Annotated in this window: 17 protein-coding genes; 8 read left to right on the forward strand and 9 right to left on the reverse strand. The window is 72.9% G+C overall.

Translation table 11 applies throughout. The features are described 5' to 3' along the window. Nucleotides 1–4 precede the first annotated feature (4 nt). The 4 genes from ACZ7N4_RS17790 to ACZ7N4_RS17805 all read right to left on the reverse strand — a co-directional run bounded on the left by ACZ7N4_RS17790 (nucleotide 5) and on the right by ACZ7N4_RS17805 (nucleotide 5,527). The gene (locus tag ACZ7N4_RS17790; RefSeq protein ID WP_471359237.1) at nucleotides 5–973 is read right to left on the reverse strand and encodes an SMP-30/gluconolactonase/LRE family protein; all 969 of its coding nucleotides are present in this window, start codon (nucleotides 971–973) and stop codon (nucleotides 5–7) included. A gap of 381 nt (nucleotides 974–1,354) precedes the next feature. Beyond that, a complete protein-coding gene (locus tag ACZ7N4_RS17795; protein ID WP_471359238.1) occupies nucleotides 1,355–1,642 on the reverse strand; it encodes an ArsR family transcriptional regulator in 288 nt (95 codons plus the stop codon). Between the two features lie 191 nt (nucleotides 1,643–1,833). Then, a complete protein-coding gene (locus ACZ7N4_RS17800) occupies nucleotides 1,834–3,396 on the reverse strand; it encodes a glycosyl hydrolase 53 family protein (protein WP_471359239.1) in 1,563 nt (520 codons plus the stop codon). 109 nt (nucleotides 3,397–3,505) lie between these two features. After that, a complete protein-coding gene (locus tag ACZ7N4_RS17805; protein WP_471359240.1) occupies nucleotides 3,506–5,527 on the reverse strand; it encodes a beta-galactosidase in 2,022 nt (673 codons plus the stop codon). A gap of 236 nt (nucleotides 5,528–5,763) precedes the next feature. On the opposite strand from ACZ7N4_RS17805, the gene ACZ7N4_RS17810 reads away from it, so the two are divergent. From ACZ7N4_RS17810 to ACZ7N4_RS17825, 4 genes are read left to right on the forward strand one after another with little or no spacing between them, the layout of a single operon-like run. Then, nucleotides 5,764–7,080, forward strand: coding sequence for a type 2 periplasmic-binding domain-containing protein (locus tag ACZ7N4_RS17810; protein ID WP_471359241.1), 1,317 nt, complete (start codon nucleotides 5,764–5,766; stop codon nucleotides 7,078–7,080). Next, nucleotides 7,077–8,003 (forward strand): carbohydrate ABC transporter permease, encoded by a 927-nt coding sequence (locus ACZ7N4_RS17815; RefSeq protein ID WP_471359242.1) that lies wholly within the window; start codon nucleotides 7,077–7,079, stop codon nucleotides 8,001–8,003. The genes ACZ7N4_RS17810 and ACZ7N4_RS17815 overlap by 4 nt, the downstream gene beginning before the upstream one ends. After that, nucleotides 8,000–8,905, forward strand: coding sequence for a carbohydrate ABC transporter permease (locus tag ACZ7N4_RS17820; protein WP_471359243.1), 906 nt, complete (start codon nucleotides 8,000–8,002; stop codon nucleotides 8,903–8,905). Before ACZ7N4_RS17815 ends, ACZ7N4_RS17820 begins: the two co-directional genes overlap by 4 nt. Continuing rightward, nucleotides 8,902–9,936 carry a LacI family DNA-binding transcriptional regulator gene (locus ACZ7N4_RS17825; RefSeq protein ID WP_471359244.1) on the forward strand — a complete coding sequence of 345 codons (1,035 nt, stop codon included), beginning with the start codon at nucleotides 8,902–8,904 and terminating at the stop codon, nucleotides 9,934–9,936. Before ACZ7N4_RS17820 ends, ACZ7N4_RS17825 begins: the two co-directional genes overlap by 4 nt. A gap of 80 nt (nucleotides 9,937–10,016) precedes the next feature. Here the strand turns inward: ACZ7N4_RS17825 and ACZ7N4_RS17830 are convergent, their stop codons facing one another. After that, nucleotides 10,017–10,745: a response regulator gene (locus ACZ7N4_RS17830; protein WP_471359245.1), complete on the reverse strand. Its 729-nt coding sequence runs from the start codon at nucleotides 10,743–10,745 to the stop codon at nucleotides 10,017–10,019. Further along, nucleotides 10,742–11,602 carry a sensor histidine kinase gene (locus ACZ7N4_RS17835; RefSeq protein WP_471359246.1) on the reverse strand — a complete coding sequence of 287 codons (861 nt, stop codon included), beginning with the start codon at nucleotides 11,600–11,602 and terminating at the stop codon, nucleotides 10,742–10,744. The genes ACZ7N4_RS17830 and ACZ7N4_RS17835 overlap by 4 nt, the downstream gene beginning before the upstream one ends. 140 nt (nucleotides 11,603–11,742) lie before the next feature. Here ACZ7N4_RS17835 and ACZ7N4_RS17840 point away from each other — a divergent pair, with 140 nt between their 5' ends. From ACZ7N4_RS17840 to ACZ7N4_RS17855, 4 genes are all read left to right on the forward strand, one after another. After that, nucleotides 11,743–12,450, forward strand: coding sequence for an ABC transporter ATP-binding protein (locus ACZ7N4_RS17840; RefSeq protein ID WP_471359247.1), 708 nt, complete (start codon nucleotides 11,743–11,745; stop codon nucleotides 12,448–12,450). Then, nucleotides 12,447–14,756 (forward strand): ABC transporter permease, encoded by a 2,310-nt coding sequence (locus tag ACZ7N4_RS17845; RefSeq protein ID WP_471359248.1) that lies wholly within the window; start codon nucleotides 12,447–12,449, stop codon nucleotides 14,754–14,756. The genes ACZ7N4_RS17840 and ACZ7N4_RS17845 overlap by 4 nt, the downstream gene beginning before the upstream one ends. A gap of 206 nt (nucleotides 14,757–14,962) precedes the next feature. After that, complete coding sequence (locus ACZ7N4_RS17850; RefSeq protein WP_471359249.1) at nucleotides 14,963–15,343, forward strand: VOC family protein; 381 nt, start codon at nucleotides 14,963–14,965, stop codon at nucleotides 15,341–15,343. A gap of 43 nt (nucleotides 15,344–15,386) precedes the next feature. Further along, on the forward strand, nucleotides 15,387–15,785 hold the full coding sequence (locus tag ACZ7N4_RS17855; protein ID WP_471359250.1) for a MarR family winged helix-turn-helix transcriptional regulator: 399 nt from the start codon (nucleotides 15,387–15,389) through the stop codon (nucleotides 15,783–15,785). Nucleotides 15,786–16,301: 516 nt separating this feature from the next. Here the strand turns inward: ACZ7N4_RS17855 and ACZ7N4_RS17860 are convergent. The 3 genes from ACZ7N4_RS17860 to ACZ7N4_RS17870 all read right to left on the reverse strand — a co-directional run bounded on the left by ACZ7N4_RS17860 (nucleotide 16,302) and on the right by ACZ7N4_RS17870 (nucleotide 20,614). After that, the gene (locus tag ACZ7N4_RS17860) at nucleotides 16,302–17,504 is read right to left on the reverse strand and encodes a vWA domain-containing protein (RefSeq protein ID WP_471359493.1); all 1,203 of its coding nucleotides are present in this window, start codon (nucleotides 17,502–17,504) and stop codon (nucleotides 16,302–16,304) included. A gap of 185 nt (nucleotides 17,505–17,689) precedes the next feature. Beyond that, on the reverse strand, nucleotides 17,690–19,000 hold the full coding sequence (locus ACZ7N4_RS17865) for an AAA family ATPase (protein WP_471359251.1): 1,311 nt from the start codon (nucleotides 18,998–19,000) through the stop codon (nucleotides 17,690–17,692). 120 nt (nucleotides 19,001–19,120) lie between these two features. Then, the gene (locus tag ACZ7N4_RS17870; RefSeq protein WP_471359252.1) at nucleotides 19,121–20,614 is read right to left on the reverse strand and encodes a hypothetical protein; all 1,494 of its coding nucleotides are present in this window, start codon (nucleotides 20,612–20,614) and stop codon (nucleotides 19,121–19,123) included. Between the last annotated feature and the right edge of the window lie 314 nt (nucleotides 20,615–20,928).

Below are 20,928 nucleotides of genomic sequence, written 5' to 3' on the forward strand. Positions count from 1 at the left end.
CGCCTCAGCCGGCGCCAGGTCGGGCGCAGACCGCCAGCCCCGGCTCCTGGAGGCTGCCGAGCACCAGGTGGTCACCGGCGGCACACACGCTGGTGACCATGCGGAAGCCTGAGCGCCGGCGGACGAGGTGGTGGACGGTTTGGCCCCGGTCGTCCACGGCGACGACGCCGACGGTCCCGCTCGGGCGGTACGGCGCGTGCACGGCGGCCCGGGCGGCGGTCCGGCGGACGGCCGGCGGGGTGCGGTGCAGCAGGTCCAGCGGAGGGACGCGAGGGCTGGCCAGGGCGGCCCAGAGGGGGCCGCCGGGGCCCTCGCGCCAGAGGTTGTCGGGCATGCCGGGCAGCTCGGCGAAGGGTTCGGCCCGGCCGGCGCGCGGGCCGGTGAGCCGGTAACGGGTCAGGCGGCAGGAGCCGGTCTCGGCGATCACCAGGGAGGAGCCGTCGGCGCTCGGGGCAAGCCCGTTGGCGAACTGGAGCCCGTCCAGCACGACCTCGGGCTCCCCGCCCCTGGGCCCCCCGGGGGCGAGCCGCAGCAGGAGCCCGGTGCCGGTGTGCTCGACGATGTCGCCGATCCACCGGCTCAGCGGGTAGCGGCGGCTGGAGACGGTGACGTACACGGTGCCGTCGGCCAGGGCGACCGCGTTGCTGCAGAAGCGGAGCCGCTCCCCCGCCAGGGAGTCCGCGAGGACACGGACGGTGCCGTCGTCCGTACCCACGCGCAGCAGCCCGCGTTCCGCGTCGCACACCAGGAGGTCGCCGTCCGGCAGCAGTTCGAGCCCGAGGGGACGGCCGCCGGTCTCCGCCAGCACCTCCACGCGGACGGTGCGCGGGTCGCCGGGGTGGTGGACGCGGAGGATGCGCCCGTCCGCGACGCCGGTCAGCACGCGCCCGTGCGGATCGGCGACGACGTCCTCGGGGCCGCGGGCGCCCAGGGCGACGTAGTGGAGCGGCACGAGTGCCGTCGGTCGGTCCATGCGCGGTCCCTCCTCCGCCGGGGCCCCTTGCCGGCCCCTGCCGTCGCCTGCCATCCGCTGCCCTGCGCTGCCCTGCGGCCCGCCGTCTCCGCCTGCCCCGCCATCCTGTGCCATCTGCCGCATCCCGGCCGCCCTTGCGGTCCCGGTCACCTCCTGGCGTCTCCGCCTGCCCTGCCGTCCCTGCCGTTCCCTGCCGTCCGCCACTGTCCTTGGCCCGCCGTCTCCGCCTGCCCCGCCGTCTCTGCCGTCCCCCACTGACCTGCGCTGTCCTGCGGCCCCGCCGTCTCCGCCTGCCCCGCCGTCCTGTGCCATCTGCCGCATCCCCCGCCGCCCCTCCGGTCCCCACCGCCTCCCGGCGGCAACCGCCCACGGCCGACGCCCTCACCAGCCCTTCTCGAACATCCTGGCCACCTCGGCGATGCGGATCTCGTCGCGCCGGTAGTAGGTGCGGCAGCGCAGCCGGTGGGTGCGCAGGAGGCCGAGGCGGGTGAGGAGGTCCAGGTGGGAACGGGCGGTCCGGCAGGGCACGCCCAGCTTGGCGGCGATGGCCCGCGCGGTGACGCCGGTCTCGGCGGAGCCGCTGCGGCCCGTCGCGGGGAAGTGCGCCGGCGGATCCTTGAGCCATTCCAGAATGGTCTGCCGCATCCGGCCCGAGGGAGTACCCGTCATCCGTCCGTCCTCCCGTTCCCGGCCTCCTCGTACGCAGTGTTCCCACTGTGGCCCCGGCGACGCCGTCCCGTCCGGGACTCCGCGGCCGTTGTCCGGTACCGAACGGCCGTACGACCGAGGAGGGTTCCCGTCGGCCCCGCACACACGGCGGGGCCCGGCCGCGGGTGCGGCCGGGCCCCGTCGCACGCGGCTCAGCGGTGGCTGAACCACGTCGTCGAGGAGAGCGCCTTGTCGTCGTAGCCGAACAGGGCCTGGTTCTCCCAGCCGTTGCCGGAGCCGGCGTCCGTCGGGTCCCAGCCGTTGCCGTCGACGGCGGTCCAGGTCGCCTCCCAGTAGAAGACGCCGAGGCCGCGGCCGTTCGGGACGGCCTCCACGATGCTCGCCACGTCGTTCATCCACTGGGTCTGGCCGGCCACGGTCGCCGGGTAGCCGGAGACCAGCTCACCGGTGGTGTCGATCTGGTTGGTGAGGGAGTCGTCGCTGTCCAGACGGAAGGGGTAGGCCGTCTCGGCGACGAACACCGGCTTGCCGTAGCGGGAGGCCGCGTCGTCCAGGGTGGTCTGGAAGTCGGACAGCGGACCGTGCCAGTAGCCGTAGTACGACAGGCCGATCGCGTCGAACCTCACGCCGTTCGCGACCGCGTTGTCGAACCACCACTCGGTGCCGGCCTTGTCCCCGCCCTTGGCCAGGTGCAGCGCGACGACGGTGGACGCGTTGACCGCCTTGACGGCGTCGTAGCCCGAGTTGATCAACCCGGCGAGTTGGCTCCAGTGGTCCGTGGATCCCTCGGACCACAGCATGCCACCGTTGATCTCATTGCCCACCTGGACCATGTCGGCGGTGGTGCCTTGGGCCTTCAGGGCGTTCAACACGTCGTACGTGTGGTGGTACACGTCCGTCTTCAGCCGGCTGTAGGTGTGGCCCGCCCAGGCGGCTGGCTTGGTCTGGGCGCCCGGGTCGGCCCAGGTGTCCGAGTAGTGGAAGTCGACCAGGAGCTTCATGCCCTGCGCCTTGACGCGCTTGGCCAGGGCGAGCACGTGCGCCTTGTCGTTGAAGCCGTCGGCCGGGTTCACCCAGACCTTCACACGCGCGTAGTTCATCCCGGACGACTTGAGGATGGAGAGGGCGTCGCCGGCGGTGCCCGAACTCGTCCGGTACGCCCCGCCCTTATCCTCGCTCTTGGCCAGGGAGGAGATGTCGGCGCCGTGGACGGAGGTACCGGTCGTACCGGACGTGAGGCTCAGATCGTCGACATTGATCCAGTTCCCGGCGTTCGCGTCACTGTTGACGCTGATGGTGCACTGGTTGTTGGTCACCTTGACCGACGTGACGATCCGGATCCACCCACTGGACGATATGGGCAGGTCCGTGCGCTGCTCCGCGCTCCCGCAGTTCCGGAGCGCCATGTAGGCCGCGTTCTGCCCTCCGCTGGAGCGGACCCAGGCCGTGAGCGTGTAGTTCCCGTCGGCCAGCCCGGACAGGTACTGGTACGTCTCCACCTTGTACGCGGAGGAGGAGTAGTGGCTGAGGCGGTAACCGCCGCTGTGGCCGCCGGACTCCGTGTACGAGGCGCCGGTGTCGCCGTACTCGGACCAGCCCGCGGGGGCGGCCGAGCCCGTGCCGCCGGACTCGAAGCCGCCGTTGACGAGGGTGCTCGCGGCGTGGGCGGTCTGGGCGGGCACGGCGGCGAGGGCGAGCCCGGCCGCGAGCGGCGGCAGCAGGGCCCTGATGGTGCGTCCGGGATGGAACTTCATCGTCCGTCGTCCCTTCGACGTAACTGGGGAGGGGTGTCCTCCGGTGGGGCTGGAGGAGAGCCCCGCCGCCCGCGGCTCTCGTGGCACGCGCGAGCGGAGGGGAGCCGGCTCAGCCGTCGAGTCGTACGACCCGGACGGCCCCCGCCGGGACCGGGAGGCGGCCCGCGGCGCGTTCGCCCGTCAGCAGCTCGGTGCCGGGCGCGTCCAGCGGCACCTTGGTGTCGCCGGCGGTGTGGTTGATGACGAAGAGGTAGCTGCCCGACTCGCCGCGGCGGCGCACGACCTCGACGTCGCGGGGCAGGTCGGCGCGCGGGGCGAGGCCGGCGTCGTCGGCCGCCCGGCCGAGGACCGCGTCCAGGTCCTGGGCGTGCAGGCGGGTGGACACGTACCAGGCGGTGCCCCGGCCGTACCGGTGGCGGGTGACGGCCGGGCGGCCCGCGGTGAGCCCGTCGGTGTACGTCCACACGGTCTCGGCGCCGCGCGGGACGACGAACTCCGTCCACACGTCCCCGGTCGGGCCGGAGCCGTCCGGCCCGGCGAGACGCACCCGCTCGCCCTCGAGCAGCGGCGAGAACTCCTCCACGGTGAGCCCCAGGACATCGCGCAGCACACCCGGGTAGGCGCCCTCGTGGACGGCGTCGTGCTCGTCCACGATGCCGGAGAAGTACGACACCACGAGCGTGCCGCCGTTCTCGACGTACTCCCGGACGTTGTTCCCGGCGGCCTCGGTCATCAGGTACAGGGCCGGCACGACGACCAGCGGGTACCGCGACAGCTCGGCTTCCGGGTGGGCGAAGTCGACGGTGAGGTGGCGGTCGTAGAGGGCCTCGTAGAAGGAGTCGGCGCGCTCGCGCGGGTCGTGGTCCTCGCTGGGGCGCCAGGACAGGTTCTGCGCCCACCAGGACTGCCAGTCCCACAGCATGGCCGCGTCGGCCTCGGTTCGGCTCCCCCGGATCCCGCCCAGCGCGTCCACCGCGGCGCCGAGTTCGGTGACCTCGCGCCAGACGCGGGTACCGGTGCCGCCGTGCGGCAGCATCGCCGAATGGAACTTCTCGGCGCCGCGCCGGGACTGGCGCCACTGGAAGAACATCGCGCCCTCGGAGCCGCGCGCCACATGGGCGAGGGAGTTGCGGGCCATCTGCCCGGGGGCCTTCGCGGGGTTGCGGGGCTGCCAGTTGACGCCCGAGGTGGAGTGCTCCAGCAGCAGCCAGGGGGCGCCGCCGGCGACCGAACGGGTGAGGTCGGCGGCCATGGCGAGGTTGACGTGGGTGCGGCGGCCGTCGGTGATCAGGTAGTGGTCGTTGGTCACCAGGTCGACCTCGCGGCCCCACGCCCAGTAGTCCAGGGAGTCGCACTGGCTCAGCGCGGTCATGAAGTTGGTGGTCACCGGCACGCCCGGTGAGAGGCGGTGCAGGATGTCCCGCTCGGCTCGGAAGTTCTCCCGGATGGTGGCGTCGGCCAACCGCTTGTAGTCGAGGGCCTGTCCCGGGTTGCCGACGGTCGGGGTGGCCCGGGGCGGGTTGATCTGCGCGAAGTCGGTGTAGCGCTGCCCCCAGAAGGCGGTGCCCCAGGCCTCGTTGACGGCCTCCACGCCGCCGTAGGTGTCCGCGAGCCAGCGGCGGAAGTGGTCCGCGCAGGACGCGCAGTAGCAGGCCGACACGGGGACCCCGTACTCGTTGTGGACGTGCCACATGGCGAGCCCCGGGTGGTCGCCGTAGCGCTCGGCGAGCTTCGTGGTGATGTTCGCGGCGGCGCTGCGGTAGGCGGCGTTGCTGTGGCAGATCGCGCCGCGCGAGCCGAACTCGTAGCGCACGCCCTCGGCGGTGACCGGCAGCGCTTCCGGGTGCGCGCGGTAGAACCAGGCGGGCGGTACGACGGTGGGGGTGCCGAGGTCGACCCGGATGCCGTTGTCGTGCAGCAGGTCCAGCACCCGGTCCAGCCAGCCGAAGTCGTACGTGCCGGCCGCCGGCTCCAGCAGTGCCCAGGAGAAGATCCCGACGCTCACCATCGTGACGCCGGCCTCCCGCATCAGCCGGACGTCCTCCTGCCAGACGGATTCCGGCCACTGCTCGGGGTTGTAGTCCCCGCCGAAGGCGAGCCTCGTGAGGCCCCTGGGGCTGGTGTCCGGCATGGATGACTCCCGGGAGATCGATCATTTGGGAACGTGCACACACAGGATCGGCGGTGCGAGCCCAACATAGCCGCACAGCAACAACCATTGACAAGTGTCCGGGATGTTTCTCTACTGTGAACGCTCACAGAAGCATGGCAGGGGTTCTCCACCGGTAAACACCCATGTCGTGTGAACATGCACATCTGCATGGCAGGTCCCCGCAGCGGGCGGGGACCCAGGTCAGGGGAGAAACCATGCCGCACACGAAGCGCCGCCGCCTCGTGACAACCGCCGTCGCCGTGTCCCTCGGCGCGACCGCCCTCGCCGCCTGCGGTTCCGAGGACGACAGCAAGGCCGAGTCGGGTCCCGTCTCGCTGACGTACTGGACCTGGACACCCGGCATGGACAAGGTCGTGGACCTGTGGAACAAGGGGCCGGGGAAGAAGGACCGGATCACCGTCACAGTGAAGAAGCAGGCGTCCGGCGACACGCTGGTCACCAAGATCCTCACCGCACACAAGGCGAAGAAGGCCCCGGACCTGGTGCAGGCCGAGTACCAGGCGCTGCCGACGCTGGTCAGCAACGACGCCCTCGCCGACATCTCCGGGCAGGTCGGCGACGTCGAGGGCAAGTTCGCCGAGGGCGTGTGGCAGCAGACCACGCTCGGCACGGACGCGGTCTACGCGGTGCCGCAGGACATCGGCCCGATGATGTTCTACTACCGCGAGGACCTGTTCAAGAGGTACGGCCTGAAGGTCCCCACCACCTGGGAGCAGTTCGCCGAGACCGCCCGCCTGCTGAAGAAGAAGGCGCCGGACAAGGACCTGACCACCTTCTCCGCCAACGACTCCGGACTCTTCGCGGGGCTCGCCCAGCAGGCCGGCGCCAAGTGGTGGACCACCTCCGGCGACACGTGGAAGGTCGGCATCGACGACACGGCCACCCGGAAGGTCGCCCGGTTCTGGGGCGGCCTGGTCAAGGAAGGCGTCATCGACGACCAGCCGATGTACACCCCGTCCTGGAACAAGGCGTTGAACACGGGCAAGCAGATCGCCTGGGTCAGCGCCGTGTGGGCACCCGGCACGCTGAACACGGCGGCGCCGGACACCAAGGGCAAGTGGGCCATGGCCCCGCTCCCCCAGTGGTCGCTCGACCGGGACGTCACCGGCAGCTGGGGCGGCTCCTCCACGGCGGTCACCACCGACTCCGCGCACAGGGAGGCCGCCGCCGAGTTCGCGGCCTGGCTGAACACCGACCACGACGCCCTCAACGCGCTGGCGAAGGAGGGCGGCATCTACCCGGCCTCCACCTCCGCCCAGCTCAGCGGCGCCTTCTCCGACCCGCCCGCGTACTTCGCCGACCAGCCGGACTTCTACACCAAGGCCGCCGACATCGCGAAGACCACCGCGCCCTCCGCGTGGGGCCCGAACGTGAACGTCGCCTACACGTCCTTCAAGGACGCCTTCGGTGCCGCCGCCAAGAACAAGTCGGACTTCACCGCCGCCCTGAAGACGATGCAGGACGACACGGTCGCGGACATGAAGAAGCAGGGCTTCGAGGTCGCTCCGTGAGCGGCCCCACCAGCCGGAGGTCGTACGGGGTCAAGGGGGCCCCGTACGGCTTCCTCCTCCCCGCCACGATCCTTTTCGCCCTCTTCTTCGCGCTGCCCATCGGCTACGCGGTCTGGCTCAGCCTCCGCAAGGTGCACGTCTCCGGGCTCGGCCTGGGCTCGGGCGCCCGGACGGAGGTGTGGGCCGGCTTCGGGAACTACACCGGGGCCTTCCGGGACAGCGAACTGCTGGACGGCGCGCTGCGCGTGCTCGGCTACGGCTGCGTCGTCGTACCGGTGATGCTCGGCCTCGCGCTGCTGTTCGCGCTGCTGCTGGACTCCGACAAGGTGCGGCTCGCCCCGTTCACCCGGCTAGCGATCTTCCTGCCGTACGCCGTCCCCGGCGTGGTGGCCGCGCTGCTGTGGGGCTTCCTCTACCTTCCGGACGTCAGCCCCTTCTACTTCGTGCTCGACCGGCTGGGCCTGCCGCAGCCGGACCTGCTGGACGGCGGTCCGCTGTATCTCGCCCTGTCGAACATCGCGGTCTGGGGCGGCACCGGCTTCAACATGATCGTCATCTACACCTCGCTCAGGTCGATCCCGGCCGAGGTGTACGAGGCGGCGAAGCTGGACGGCGCCACCCCGCTGCAGATCGCGCTGCGGATCAAGATCCCGATGGTGGCACCGTCGCTGGTGCTGACGTTCTTCTTCTCGATCATCGCGACGCTCCAGGTGTTCAACGAGCCGACCACCCTGAAGCCGCTCACCAACTCGGTCGACACGACCTGGAGTCCGCTGATGAAGGTGTACCAGGACGCCTTCGGCCGGAACGACATCTACGCGGCGGCGGCCGAGGCGACGCTGATCGCCGTCGTCACGCTGCTGCTGTCATTCGGCTTCCTGCGGGCCGCGAACCGACGGAACAAGCAGGAGGCAGCGGGATGAGCACCCTCGCCGTCCGCAAGGCCGCACCGGCCGCCGGCACCACCCCGGGTACGGCGCAGGGTCCGCCGCCGCGCCGCCGGATCGCCTGGATCCCCACGGTCACGCTGCTGCTGGGCGCGGTCTACACGCTGCTCCCGGTCGCCTGGGTGGTGATCGCCTCGACGAAGTCCGGGCACGAGCTGTTCTCCACGTTCACCTTCCTGCCCGGTACCGGTTTCGCCGACAACCTCCGGGACCTCGACGCCTACCGGGGCGGCGTCTACTGGACGTGGATGGGCAACTCCGCCCTGTACGCCGGTCTCGGCGCGCTGCTGTCCACCGCCGTGTCCGCGTTCAGCGGCTACGCGCTCGCGACGTACCGCTTCCGGGGCCGCGAGACGATGTTCAACGTCCTGCTCGCGGGCGTGCTGATGCCGCCGGTGATCCTCGCGATCCCGCAGTACCTGCTGCTGGCGAAGGCCGACCTCACGGACTCCTGCCTGTCCGTGCTGCTGCCGCAGATCCTCTCCCCGTACGGCGTCTACCTCGCCCGGATCTACGCGGCCGCCGCCGTGCCGGCCGACGTGGTGGAGGCGGGGCGGATGGACGGGGCGGGCGAGTGGCGGATCTTCACCCGGATCGCGCTGCCGATGATGGTCCCCGGCATGGTCACGGTGTTCCTGTTCCAGTTCGTCGCGATCTGGAACAACTTCCTGCTGCCGTACATCATGCTCAGCGACGACGAGAAGTTCCCGCTCACGCTCGGCCTGTACACGCTGCTGGAGCAGGGCGCGAACGCGCCCGCGCTGTACACCCTGGTGATCACGGGCGCGTTCCTCGCGGTGCTCCCGCTGATCGCCCTCTTCCTGGTCGTCCAGCGCTTCTGGAGCCTCGACCTGCTGTCCGGGGCCGTAAAGTCATGACCATGAGCCAAACGGGGGGCGGCCGGCGCAGACCGCCGACGATCCATGACGTGGCGCGCGAGGCGGGCGTCTCGCGCGGCACCGTCTCGCGCGTGCTCAACGGCGGGCACTACGTCAGCCCCGCCGCCCAGGAGGCGGTCAACGCCGCCATCCGCAGGACCGGGTACGTCGTGAACCGGCACGCCCGTTCGCTGATCACGGGCCGTTCCGACTCGGTGGGCTTCCTGCTGACCGAGCCACAGGAGCGGTTCTTCGAGGACCCCAACTTCAACGTCCTGCTGCGCGGCTGCACCCAGGCGCTGGCCGCGCACGACATCCCGCTGCTGCTGATGCTGGCGGGCACCGAGGACGAACGGCGGCGCATCACGCGGTACATCACCGCGGGGCACGTCGACGGGGTGCTGCTGGTCTCCAGCCACTCCGGTGATCCGGTCGCCGAGGAACTGCGGGAGGCGGGGGTGCCGCTGGTGGCCTGCGGCAAGCCGATCGGGCTCGGCTCGAAGGTGAGTTACGTGGCGGCCGACGACCGGGACGGCGCCCGTGACATGGTCCGGCACCTGCTGTCGCTGGGGCGGCGCCGGATCGGCGTGGTCACCGGCCCGCTGGACACCCCGGGCGGTGTGGAGCGGCTCGCCGGGTACCGGGAAGTGCTCGCCGAGGCGGGCGTCGCGGCCGATGAGCGGCTCGTCGTCTCCGGCGACTACAGCCGGGCCAGCGGTGAGGCGGGCGCGGAACGTCTGCTGGCGCAGGCCCCCGACGTGGACGCCGTGTTCGTCGCCTCCGACCTGATGGCGCAGGGGGTGCTGGCGGCCCTGCACCGGGCCGGGAAGCGGGTGCCGGAGGACATCGCCGTCGGCGGTTTCGACGACTCCCCGGCGGCGACCGCCGCCACCCCGGAACTCACCACGATCCGGCAGCCGTGGGACCGGATCAGCAACGAGATGGTGCGGGTGCTGCTGGCGCAGATAGGCGGGGAGGACCCGGCCGCGGTGATCCTGCCGACGGAGCTGGTCAGGCGCGCCTCGACGTGACGCCGGATGCCCCGGCCCGGTGCGCCTCGCGGCACCCGGCCCGGGGCGTGGCCGTGCCGGTCGGCCGGTGACGGGGCCCCCTACGGCGGCTCCGTTCCCTGGCCGCCGTGCGCGCGTCCGCGTGGCCGCCCGCCCGGGCGTACCAGCCCGGTCTCGTAGGCGAGGACCACCGCCTGGGCTCGGTCGCGCAGGCCGAGCTTGGCGAAGATGCGGGCCACGTGGGACTTGACCGTGGCCTCGCTCAGGGTCAGCTCGGCGGCCAGTTCGCCGTTGGACAGGCCGCGGCCCATCAGCGTCAGCACCTCCCGCTCGCGGGGTGTCAGGGCGGCCGGTCCCTCGGGCAGGGCGGCGACGGTGCGCTCCTGCGCGGCGTTCGCGTAACGCTCCACCAGGCGCCGGGTGATCTGTGGTGCCAGCAGGGCGTCGCCGGTGCCGACGAGCCGTACGGCCGCCGCCAGGTGCTCCGGGGTGACGTCCTTGAGCAGGAAGCCGCTGGCCCCCATCGACAGGGCGGTGTACACGTACCGGTCCAGGTCGAAGGTGGTCAGCATGAGCACCCGGCAGTCGGGGGCCTCGGCCAGGATGTGCCGGGTGGCCTCCAGGCCGTCCATGACCGGCATGCGGATGTCCATGAGGACGACGTCCGGCCTCAGCCGGCGGACCGCGGCGACCGCCTCGGCGCCGTCGGCCGCCTCGCCGGCCACCTCGATGCCCCGGGCGTTGAGGATCAGCCGGAAACCGGTCCGGATCAGCGTCTGGTCGTCGGCGACCAGGACCCGGGGCGTCCGCTCGGACGCGTCCGCGGTCACGGCCGGTCCAGGGGTATGCGGGCGCGGACCCGGAAGCCGCCGCCCAGCCTGCGGCGGGCGTCGAGATCACCGCCGTGGACGGCGACCCGCTCGCGCAGGCCGAGCAGGCCGCGTCCGGTGCCCTCGCCGGGCGGTCTCGGGCCGGGCGGTCTCGGGCCGGGCGGTGCGGTGCCGGTGAGCACGCTGGGGCCGGTGTTGAGGATCTCGACGCGCAGGGCGTGGTCGGCGTAGCGGACGGTCACCTCGGCCCTGCCGCCGTCGCCGTGCCGGAGCGCGTTGGTCAGGGCTTCCTGGACGATGCGGTAGGCGGTCACGTCGATGCCCTGCGGCAGCGGGCGCGGCTCGCCCGAGACGCGGACCTCGACGGGCAGCCCGGCGAACGATATCCGGTCCACCAGCGGACCCAGCCGGTCCAGGCCGGGCTGCGGGGCGAGCGGCGTGGACACCGGCTCCGCGCCCGGGCCCGGGTCCTCGTCCGTGCCGTCCTGCGCGGGTGCCAGCAGGCCCAGCAGATGTCTGAGGTCGGTCATCGCGCCCCGGCCGGCGTCCTCGACGGCCCGCAGCGCCGTCGCCGCCTCGTCCGGCATGGTGCCGAGCACCTCGCGGGCGGCGCTCGCCTGGACGACCATCAGACTGACGTTGTGGCTGACGATGTCGTGCAACTCGCGGGCGATCCGGTCGCGTTCGGCCGTGACCGCGGCCTCGGCGGCGCTCTCCCGCTCCCGTTCCAGCAGCCAGCCCCGCTCCCCCACCGCCGCCAGCCAGCGGCGCCGGGTGCGCAGCAGCGCCGCGGTCAGCCCCAGGACGGCCGCGCACGCCACCAGGAGCGCCGCCGCCAGCATGTCGTACTCCCCCATGGCCCTCACTCTCGCAGACGGCACTGACATCCGCATCGACCTGGGGATTCAGGGGCCTCCATCCCCGGGATGAGTTCCTCGGCCGACTGCCGTCCGGGGAGGGATGCCCGGGGCGCGGGCCCGCGTCTAGCGTCCTGCCCATGGTCACTGAGGTGAGAACGGCAGACACCGTCGTACGGCTCGACGGTGTGCGCAAGGAGTACGGCGAGACGGTCGCGCTCGACGGGGTGTCGCTGGAGATACGGGCCGGGGAGGCGGTCGCGGTGATGGGCCCGTCGGGGTGCGGCAAGTCCACCCTGCTCAACATGATCGCGGGGCTGGACCGGCCGTCGGCCGGCCGGGTCGTCGTCCACGGCGAGGACGTCGGGGAGCTGAGCGAGAAGGGTCTGGCCCTGTACCGGCGGCGCAGGATCGGCATGATCTTCCAGTTCTTCAACCTCATCGACGACCTGACGGCCCTGGACAACGTCGCACTGGCCGCCCAGTTGACGGGAACGCCGGCCCGGCAGGCCCGGCGGCGCGCGCTGGAGCTGTTCGAGGAGCTGGGCATCGCCGGCCGGCGCCACGCCTATCCGGCGGCGCTCAGCGGCGGCGAGCGGCAACGGGTCGCGGTGGCGCGGGCGTTGATGAACCGACCCGCGCTGCTGCTGGCCGACGAACCGACGGGCGCCCTGGACAGCCGGGCCGGGGAGCAGGTGATGGACCTGCTGATCGACCTGAACCAGATCGGCCAGACCCTGGTGATCGTCACGCACGACGAGCGGCTCGCGCAGCGCTGCGCGAGCCGTCTGGTGCTGGTGGCCGACGGCCGGGTGACCGGCGAGCACACCCTGGAGCCGTCGGTATGAGGGCGGTGTGGCGGGCCGCGCGGGCGGCCGTCCGCAGGCGGCGCCTGCAGACACTGGTGATCTGGCTGGTCACGCTGGTCTCGACGGGGTCGCTCGTGGTGGCGCTGGGGCTGGTCGACGCGGCGTCGGCGCCGTTCGACCGTGCCTTCGAGCAGCTGCACGGGCCGCATGTCGTGGCCGCGTTCGACAGCGGCGAGGTGTCGGACGCCCAACTGGCGCGCGCGGCCCGGCAGCCGGGGGTGGAGGCGGTGGCGGGGCCGTTCCGGCAGACGACCCTCGACATTCCGCGCGGGCCGGCGGACTTCGGTCTGGGCGGCCAGATCACGGTGGTGGGCCGCTCCGGCCCGGGCGGTCCGGTGGACCGGGTGGACCTGTGGGCGGGCCGCTGGCCGACCCGGCCGGGCGAGATGGTCCTGAACCGGCAGCGTGACTGGACCGCCGACGACCTCGGCAGGACGTTCCGGGTGCCGTCGGGGCCGAAGCTCACCATCGTCGGGTTCGCCTTCGACCTGAGCCACACGGCGGACGTCTGGGTCACCCCGGACCAGATCGGGGCGCTGCACCCGACCGGCCGGCAGATGCTGTTCCGGTTCCGGGACGCGTCGACGGAGAGCGCACTGCGCACCGGCATGTCCCGGGTGACCGAGGGGCTGCCTCGGGGGGCGCTCGCCGGATCCCGGACGTACCTGGCGCTCAAGCACCGGATCGGCAGCAACGCGCGCGCGTACGCGCCGTATCTGATGGCGTTCGGTGTCCTCGGCATCCTGGTGGCGGTGCTGATCGTCGCCAACGTGGTCGGCGGGGCCGTGGTCTCCGGGTTCCGGCACATCGGCATTCTGAAGGCGCTGGGCTTCACACCGGGGCAGGTGCTGGGCGTCTACCTGATGATGATCTCCCTTCCGGCCGTCCTGGGCTGTGCGCTCGGCACGCTCGCGGGCAACCTGCTGGCGGAGCCGTTCCTGGACTTCGTGTTCACCGGGCCGGCCTCGGGGGTGCTGCACGACAGACTCGGCATCGCACCCTGGGTGAACCTGCTCGCACTGATCGGCATGCCCCTGGTCTGCGTGCTCGCCGCGCTCGGTCCCTCGCTGCGAGCGCGACGGCTGTCGGCGGCGCGAGCCATCAGCGCGGGCAGTGCGCCCCGGGCAGGCCGGGCGCTCGGCCTTCAGCGTCGCCTGGCGAGTGCGCGGCTGCCCCGGTCGGTGAGCCTCGGCGCGGGGCTCCCGTTCGCCCGTCCCGGACGCAGCGCGCTCACGCTGGCCGCCGTGGTCCTGGGCGTGACGACGGTGACCTTCGCGACCGGACTGGCGGCGACGTTCGACAGCTACGGAAACGGCGGCGCCCACACCTACGACGTCACCGTCTACGTCGGCGCCTCCCGGCACGGCAAGGAGGTGCAGCCGGTGCACGGTGACCGCGAACTGGAGGCACTGCTGGGCTCGTTGCCGGGCGCCACGCACGTGACGGCGCGGTCGGACGACGACGCGGTGCTGGTCGGCAGCACGCAGGTGGTCATGTTCGAGGGCAGGCGCGGGGGGCCGTCCCTGGACAGCGTGCTCACCAGGGGCCGGTGGATGCGCCGGACCGGGGAGGTCGTGGCCGGGACACCCTTCCTGCGTCGCAACGGGGTGCACCTCGGGGACCGGCTGCGGCTGCGCAGGGACGGCCGCGAGGAGCAGGTGACCGTGGTCGGCGAGACGATGGACACCGACGACCGGCTGGTCATCGGCGACTGGCCGACGGTCACGGCCCTGATGCCGCGGGTGAAGCCCATCGCCTACCACGTCCGGCTGGCCGAGGGCACGGACCAGAAGGCGTACGCCCGTGCGGCCGAGGCCGCCGACCCGGGGCTGTCCGTCCAGCTGAGCGGTTCGAACAGCGTCACCGGCACCATCGTGGGCTCGGCGACCGCGCTCACCCTGATGCTGGCCCTGGTCGCCTCGCTGGGCGTGTTCAACACCGCCGTCCTCAACACCCATGACCGGCGCCGCGACCTCGGCATGCTGAAGTCGATCGGCATGACTCCGCGCCAGGTGACGGTGATGACGGTGACGTCGATGGGCGTGCTCGGCGCGCTGGGGTCGCTGCTGGGCGTCCCGCTGGGCATCGCGGCGCACCGGGTCGTGGTCCCGCGCATGGCGGCCGGCGTCGACATCACCCTGCCCCGGTACATGACGGACGTCTGGCACGCGCCCCTGCTGGCCGTCCTGGCGTTCGCGGGCGTGGGCATCGCCGTCCTGGGCGCGCTGGTCCCGGCCCGCCGGGCGGCCCGGCTGACCGTCGCCGAGGTGCTGCGCAACGAGTGACGGGACCAGACCGGTCGGGATCGACGAGTGAGAATTCCTGACCGGTCGGAATCTTCGAGGGAGGGTTGCCGACCGGTCAAGATCGCGGCCGGCCGGCATCGCGGACCGGTCAGGATCGGAGAAGCCGTCGCGGGGCTCCGCGTCCTAGCGTGGGAGCACCGACGGGGAGCCCGTCGGGTTCCCGCCTTCCACGAGGAGTGAGCACCATGGCTGCCGGCCTGCAGACGATCATCTACCCGGTCAAGGACCTGGAGCGCGCCAAGGCCGTCTTCGGCGCGCTGCTGGGTGTCGAGCCGTACGCGGACGAGCCCTACTACGTCGGTTACAAGGCCGCCGGCCAGGACGTCGGCCTCGACCCGAACGGGCACGCCAAGGGCATGACGGGCCCGGTGCCGTACTGGCACGTGACGGACCTGCGGGAGCGGCTCGCGGCGCTGCTGGCGGCGGGCGCCGAGCTGCTCCAGGACGCGCAGGACGTCGGCGGCGGCCGGCTGATCGCCTTCGTGAAGGACGCCGACGGCAACCTCGTGGGGCTGCTGCAGGACCCGGGGCCTGAACCCCGGACGAACGCCTGCACACAGCACTAGTTGCACACACAACGATTGGCCGGATCGGTGCTACCGTGCGGTTATGGCAGTCACGACCGCCGACACCCGGCTCGAAGAACGCTGGCGGGACATCCTCGCCGTCCACGCGCGCACGATGTGCGAGATCGACCGTGCCCTGCATCCGCACGGGCTGGGCGCGAGCGACTTCGAGGTGCTGGACATCCTGGCGGCGGAATCGCCCGAGCAGGGCGATCAGTGCCGGGTGCAGAACCTGGTGGGCCGGGTCCACCTCAGCCAGAGCGCGCTGTCCCGGCTGATCGGCCGACTGGAGAAGGACGGCCTGGTGGAACGCTCGGTGTGCGCGGAGGACCGGCGCGGGGTGTGGGTCGCGCTCACCGCCAAGGGCCGGGCCCTGCACGCCGAGGTGCTGCCGGTGCAGCGGGCGGCGTTGCGGCGCGCGCTGGCGGAACACGAGGGCTAGGCGCCAGGGCGTTTCCTTCAGGCCATGTGATCGTTGGTTGCCGCCGGACCGGACACCGAATCGAGGTGGCCGCCGGCGCGACCGACGTGAGGTGATCGACCCGATCGCCCCCACGTTCCGGACCGGCACACAGCGGCTCCGCCTACCGGAGAGATACCGTGACCGGCGTGGTGCCCACGGCAGGCTGCGCATGCGGGCCGTCGACGGCACCCGGGAGCGGGTGTCCACCGCTCTAGTGGCACCGGCCGACGCCGACGAGGATCTCAGCCGGGCCGTCTTGGTCGACGACCGTGTGACGGACGGACGGCACGGTCCGGCTGCGCAGCACGTCATGGCTGGTCACAGCCGGCCGCCCGACCCGCCCGTCGGGCAGGCCCGCATGGGGCGTCCCGGCAGGCCCGCCCGCCCGTCGGACAGACGCTGGTCACACGTTCCGGGGCCGGCGTCCTCGTCCACCTGGTCCGCCGCCCGCTCAGAGGCCGGTGGCCGGCGCGGGCGAGGGGCCGCCGCGCGCGCTCAGCCGATGACGACGACCCGTGCCCAGGGTGGAGGGGTGTCGGGGACGTAGTCGGGGTCGTTCTCCGCGGGGCGGCCCGGACGGGGGAAGAGGCCGACGACGGTGCGGCAGGGCGGCTGTGCGGAGGGCCAGGGTGTCTGACCGTCCGTGAGGGCGACGATCACGTCCGGACGCGGTCCGGCGCGCAGCGCACGGGCGAACCCCGAGCGCAGGTCCGTTCCCCCACCGCCGATCAATTCGATGCTCTCGGCTCGGCAGAGCGGGACCGCGATCCCGGCCGCCGCGTCGCAGGAGATCACCGAGATCAGGTCTCGCCGCCCTCCCACCGCCCGGGAGATCGCCGCCACCTCCAGCAGCGCGCTTCCCAGCTCGGCGTCGCTCACCGACCCGGAGGTGTCGATCACGACGCAGACCCGGGGCGGCGTACGGCGCAGGCTGGGCAGCAGTATCCCGGGAAGGCCGGCCGAACGCCGCGACGGACGCCGGTAGCTGTGGTCGTCACCCACTCCCGGTGCGGCCGCCGCGGAGCGGACCGCCGCTCCCAGCAGCTGCCGCCACGGCTGCGGCGGATGGAACACCTCGTCCGCCCAGCGGCGCCACCCCTCGGGCGCGTCACCCGGCCGGCCCTTGACGGCCTGGGCGACCCGGAAGCGGACCGCGTCACGCTGCTGTCTGCTCAGCCCCTGTGCGCCGTCGGGTCCCAGTTCCCACGGCCGGGGCTGCCCGTCGGCACCACTGCCGCAGTCCAGCCAGGCCAGGTCGGTGGCCGTCCCGGCCATCGACGCCGTCCGCAGGTACTCCTCCATCAGCAGTCCGTCGGGCAGCCGCAGCGACGACGGGCGCACCGCCCCGAAGGGCACGGGCAGACCATCGCCGTAGATGTCGTCGTTGATCTCGAAGTCGGCGGCGATGTTCCGCCGCAGCCGCTCGCCGGGACCGTGTTCGCCGTTCTCCCGGGCATACCGCTCGCTCCGCCCGTGGTGGTCACGGATCAGGTGCGCGACCTCGTGCACCCAGACGCCCGCGAGCTCCTCCGGCGAGGTCCGCGACACGAAACCGGGGGAAACGTAGCAGCGCCAGTGCGCGTCGACCGCCATGGTGGGCACCGACCGGTCCTCCACCACGTGCAGCGCGAAGAGCGCGCCGGCCAGGTACGGGCGCACCTTCACCGCGTGCAGCCGGGCGGCCAGCAGTTTGTCCAGGTCCAGCGGCAGCCCCGGCGGGGCGTCCGGCGCGCCGGAGCCGGCCGTCCGCCCCGGCAGGGTGACCGGCACCGGACGCGGCGGCGGGGGCATGGGGCGCGGCACCGGGCGGGGGCGCCTGGCAGCCCCCGTGATCGGAGCACCCGTCGCCGGCGTACCCCGCCCCGCCCGCCCGGCGGCCTCCGTCATCGGCGCGCCCCCGTGGCTCGCCCGGCGCCGCGCGCGGCGACCCGCTCCACGGACTCGTCCGCGCGTCGGGCGAGGCCGATCACTCCGGCGAGCCGTTCCACCGCCTCCGGTGTCCTCCAGTCGTCGCGTCGCAGCGAGGCGAGCACTGCCGCCGGGCCGACCAGGAGGTCCGGGGTGCCGGTTTCCAGGGCGCGGACCATGACCGCCCATCCCGCCTCCCAGCGCCGCTTCGACGGCCGTGCCCCGACGGCCGCCACCACCGCCTCCAGCGCCGCCTGCCGCAGGTCGCCCCGCGCCGGCAGCTCGGCGGTGGCAGGCTCGGCCAGGAGTGACTCCGGGTCGGGCAGCTCCATACGGTCCAGGTGGGCGAGGAGTTCGAGCCCCGGCCCGTCCCCCACCGCGCCCCGCACCAGCGACGCCAGCACCTCCCGGGAGACCGGGGCGGCCGTGGCGAAGGCCAGCAGGGTCATCGCCGCCTCCCAGCTGCGGGGCGAGGGCCAGGCGCCGCCGCGCCGCGTCTCGGTGCTCGGCAGCCGGTGGATCAGTGTCGGCCGCGCCTTCAGGAAGCCGCAGACCGCGCGCCGGGCGTAGGCCACCGCTTCCGGCAGCCGCTCCGGCACGAGCCGGGGCGGCTCCGCCCGGGGCCAGACCCCGCCCAGGCCGCGCACCACCACCTCCTGGTCGTGCACCCAGTTCAGGTGTACGAACCGGTTGGCCAAGGGCGGGCTCAGCTCCCACCCGTCCGCCGCCGAGGCGCGGGGGTTGGCGGCGGCCACGATCCGTACGCCGGGCGGCAGGTGCAGCGCACCGACCTTGCGCTCCAGGACGACCCGGAGCAGTGCGGCCTGGACGGCCGGGGTGGCGGTGGAGAGTTCGTCGAGGAAGAGGAGCCCCCGCCCGGCGCGGACGAGTTGCACGGCCCACTGCGGCGGCGCCATCGGCACCCCCTGCACCGCCGGGTCGTCGCCGACGATGGGCAGTCCGGAGAAGTCGGAGGGCTCGTGGACGCTGGCGATCACGGTCGTGAGCGGCAGGTCCAGGGAGGCGGCGAGCTGGGTCAGGGCCGCGGTCTTGCCGATGCCGGGCTCTCCCCAGAGCAGCACGGGCAGGTCGGCCGCGACGGCCAGGGTGAGTGCCTCGAGCTGTTCGTCGGGGCGCGGTTCCGTGGTGGTCGTCCGCAGCAGGGCCAGCAGGTCGCCGGCGAGGGCGAGCTGCGTGCCGGTTCCGGGTGCGCCCGCGGAGCCGTGTGCGGGCTCATCGGCTGCCGGGGCGGGTGCGGGGCCGGACAGGAGAGTGCCGGAGGTCATGGTCATCACCTGGTGTGGGAGGTAAGGGAGCGGTCAGGCCGTTCCGGATGTCGTGTGGTGCGCGGCGCACAACAGGCGTCGCTCAGGGGGAAGTCGGTCGCGGGCCGACAGGCCCGTGGGTCAACGGTGCAGGCCGGTGTGGGGCCGGGCCCGGCTGGCCCGTTTGCGGTGCATCGCGGCGGGCGCACGACGGTCGAGCCGGGGACGGTGGTCCACCTCCGGGTGCCCGGCGCCCGAGGCGTTCCGGTCCACTCCCGCGTCGGCGGCGGGGTGTTCGGCGACCAGGCCGGCGCGGAAGAGTCCGTGGTCGACACGGCGGGCCGCGGCCGATTCCAGCGCCTCACGGAGCGGTCCGTCGCGCAGCACGGCCCCCGGACCGAGCAAGCCCTCGACCACGGTCAGCGCCCCCGTGATGTCACCGTGGCAGAGCCGCTCCCGCACGGCGGGCAGGGCGTCCGGGCTGCGGTGGACCAGGTCGATCGCCCGCAGGCAGGGCAGCGCCGGACCGCCGAGCGCCACCAGCAGGTCCTCGCGGCGCAGTTCGACCGGGTCGTGATCGACCGCCGTCAGCACCCCGTCCCGCAGCGCGATCCGGTGGACCTCGCCCCGGCATTCCACCCGGTGCGGATCACCGGGCTCCGGGGCGGGGTCGCCCGCGGGTGCCGTGGCGAACCCGGCCAGTGCCGCGGCGACGAGAGGGTGCAGCCGCTCGGCCGCAACCAGCCCGGCACGCAGGAGTTCCAGATCCGGAGGGATCCTGGCCGCGGCCTCCGGCAGTAGCGGAAGCGCGGCGATCTCCTGCCGCGGCAACGTCTCGCGCAGTGGCCGCAGTATCGGGACGTGGCTGTCGTCGGGGGCGACGAGTTCGAGTACGGCGCGGTTTCCCGGACCCAGCCGCACGGTGAACGCCCCGCGTGGGCGTCCCTCGGCCCGCAGCAGCAACTCGGCCTCGGCGGCCCAGTTCTCCACCGCCCACGAGGCGTCCTGAGCAGTGGTTCCGTGTGCCGGGCCGGGGAGGGCCGGGCGGCCGGTGGGAAGGGACCGTGCGGAGAGCGCCATCACCGGTGTCGCGTCCGCACCGCACCTCAGGGCCAGTTCGCCGCTCCGCTCCCCGTCCCACAGGTGCCGGTGCAGGTCGAGGCGGAAACGACGGTCGGGACGCGGGTGAGGATGGTGCGCGGCGGCGCCGTCGCCGGACCCGTCCCAGAGAGCCAGGGTCATCCGCTGACCGGCGTCCGCCCGCACCGGCGGGGTCCGCACCACCAGGTGCGGGGCCGTGCCGCCCGAACGCCGGTAGTGGGCCAGGGGAATGGTCAGGCCGGGCCTCAGCCGGCCGTCCGGCAGGATGCGGGGCATGTGCCAGCGGAGAAGGTCGGGCGCCAGCCGACGCAGGTCCGCACGAAGGCGGCGGGTGACATCGGTGCCGTGGCGGTTGCGCACGGCGCGGAGATCGAGATCGACGTCGATCCGGGCGGCGGCGCACGCACCGGCCCAGTCACCGACGGCACGCCGTGCGGTCGCGATTTCGATCATGGGCGGTGGCACGGCGTACTCGCGGACGCGCTGCCACATCAGGAGGCGGGGTGGAACCTCGTTCGCGGGGTGATGTGCCATCAGCACTCACCTTGCGTGAACGATTCCCCCAATCCGCACGAGGAGAAGTTCTTCATCCCCGGCATGGTAACCACAGCGTGGACGATCTGTCTCCCGCTTGGCGATCGCCCCCTTCCGGAGCGGCGGCACGCTCAACTCCCCTTGGGCTCACGGTGTTCAGGAGCGCTCCACGCTACGGGGCTGGTTCAAGCCGATCGGACTGGTGATATTCGACGGCAACGGGGGTACCGCGCACTACTTCCGTGGAGCTGTGGGTCCGGCCCTCGAAACGCTCATACAGGAGCCGGCTCCCGACTTGTTCCTGTACGCCGCCG

The organism is Streptomyces sp. NPDC107654 (genome assembly GCF_055639035.1).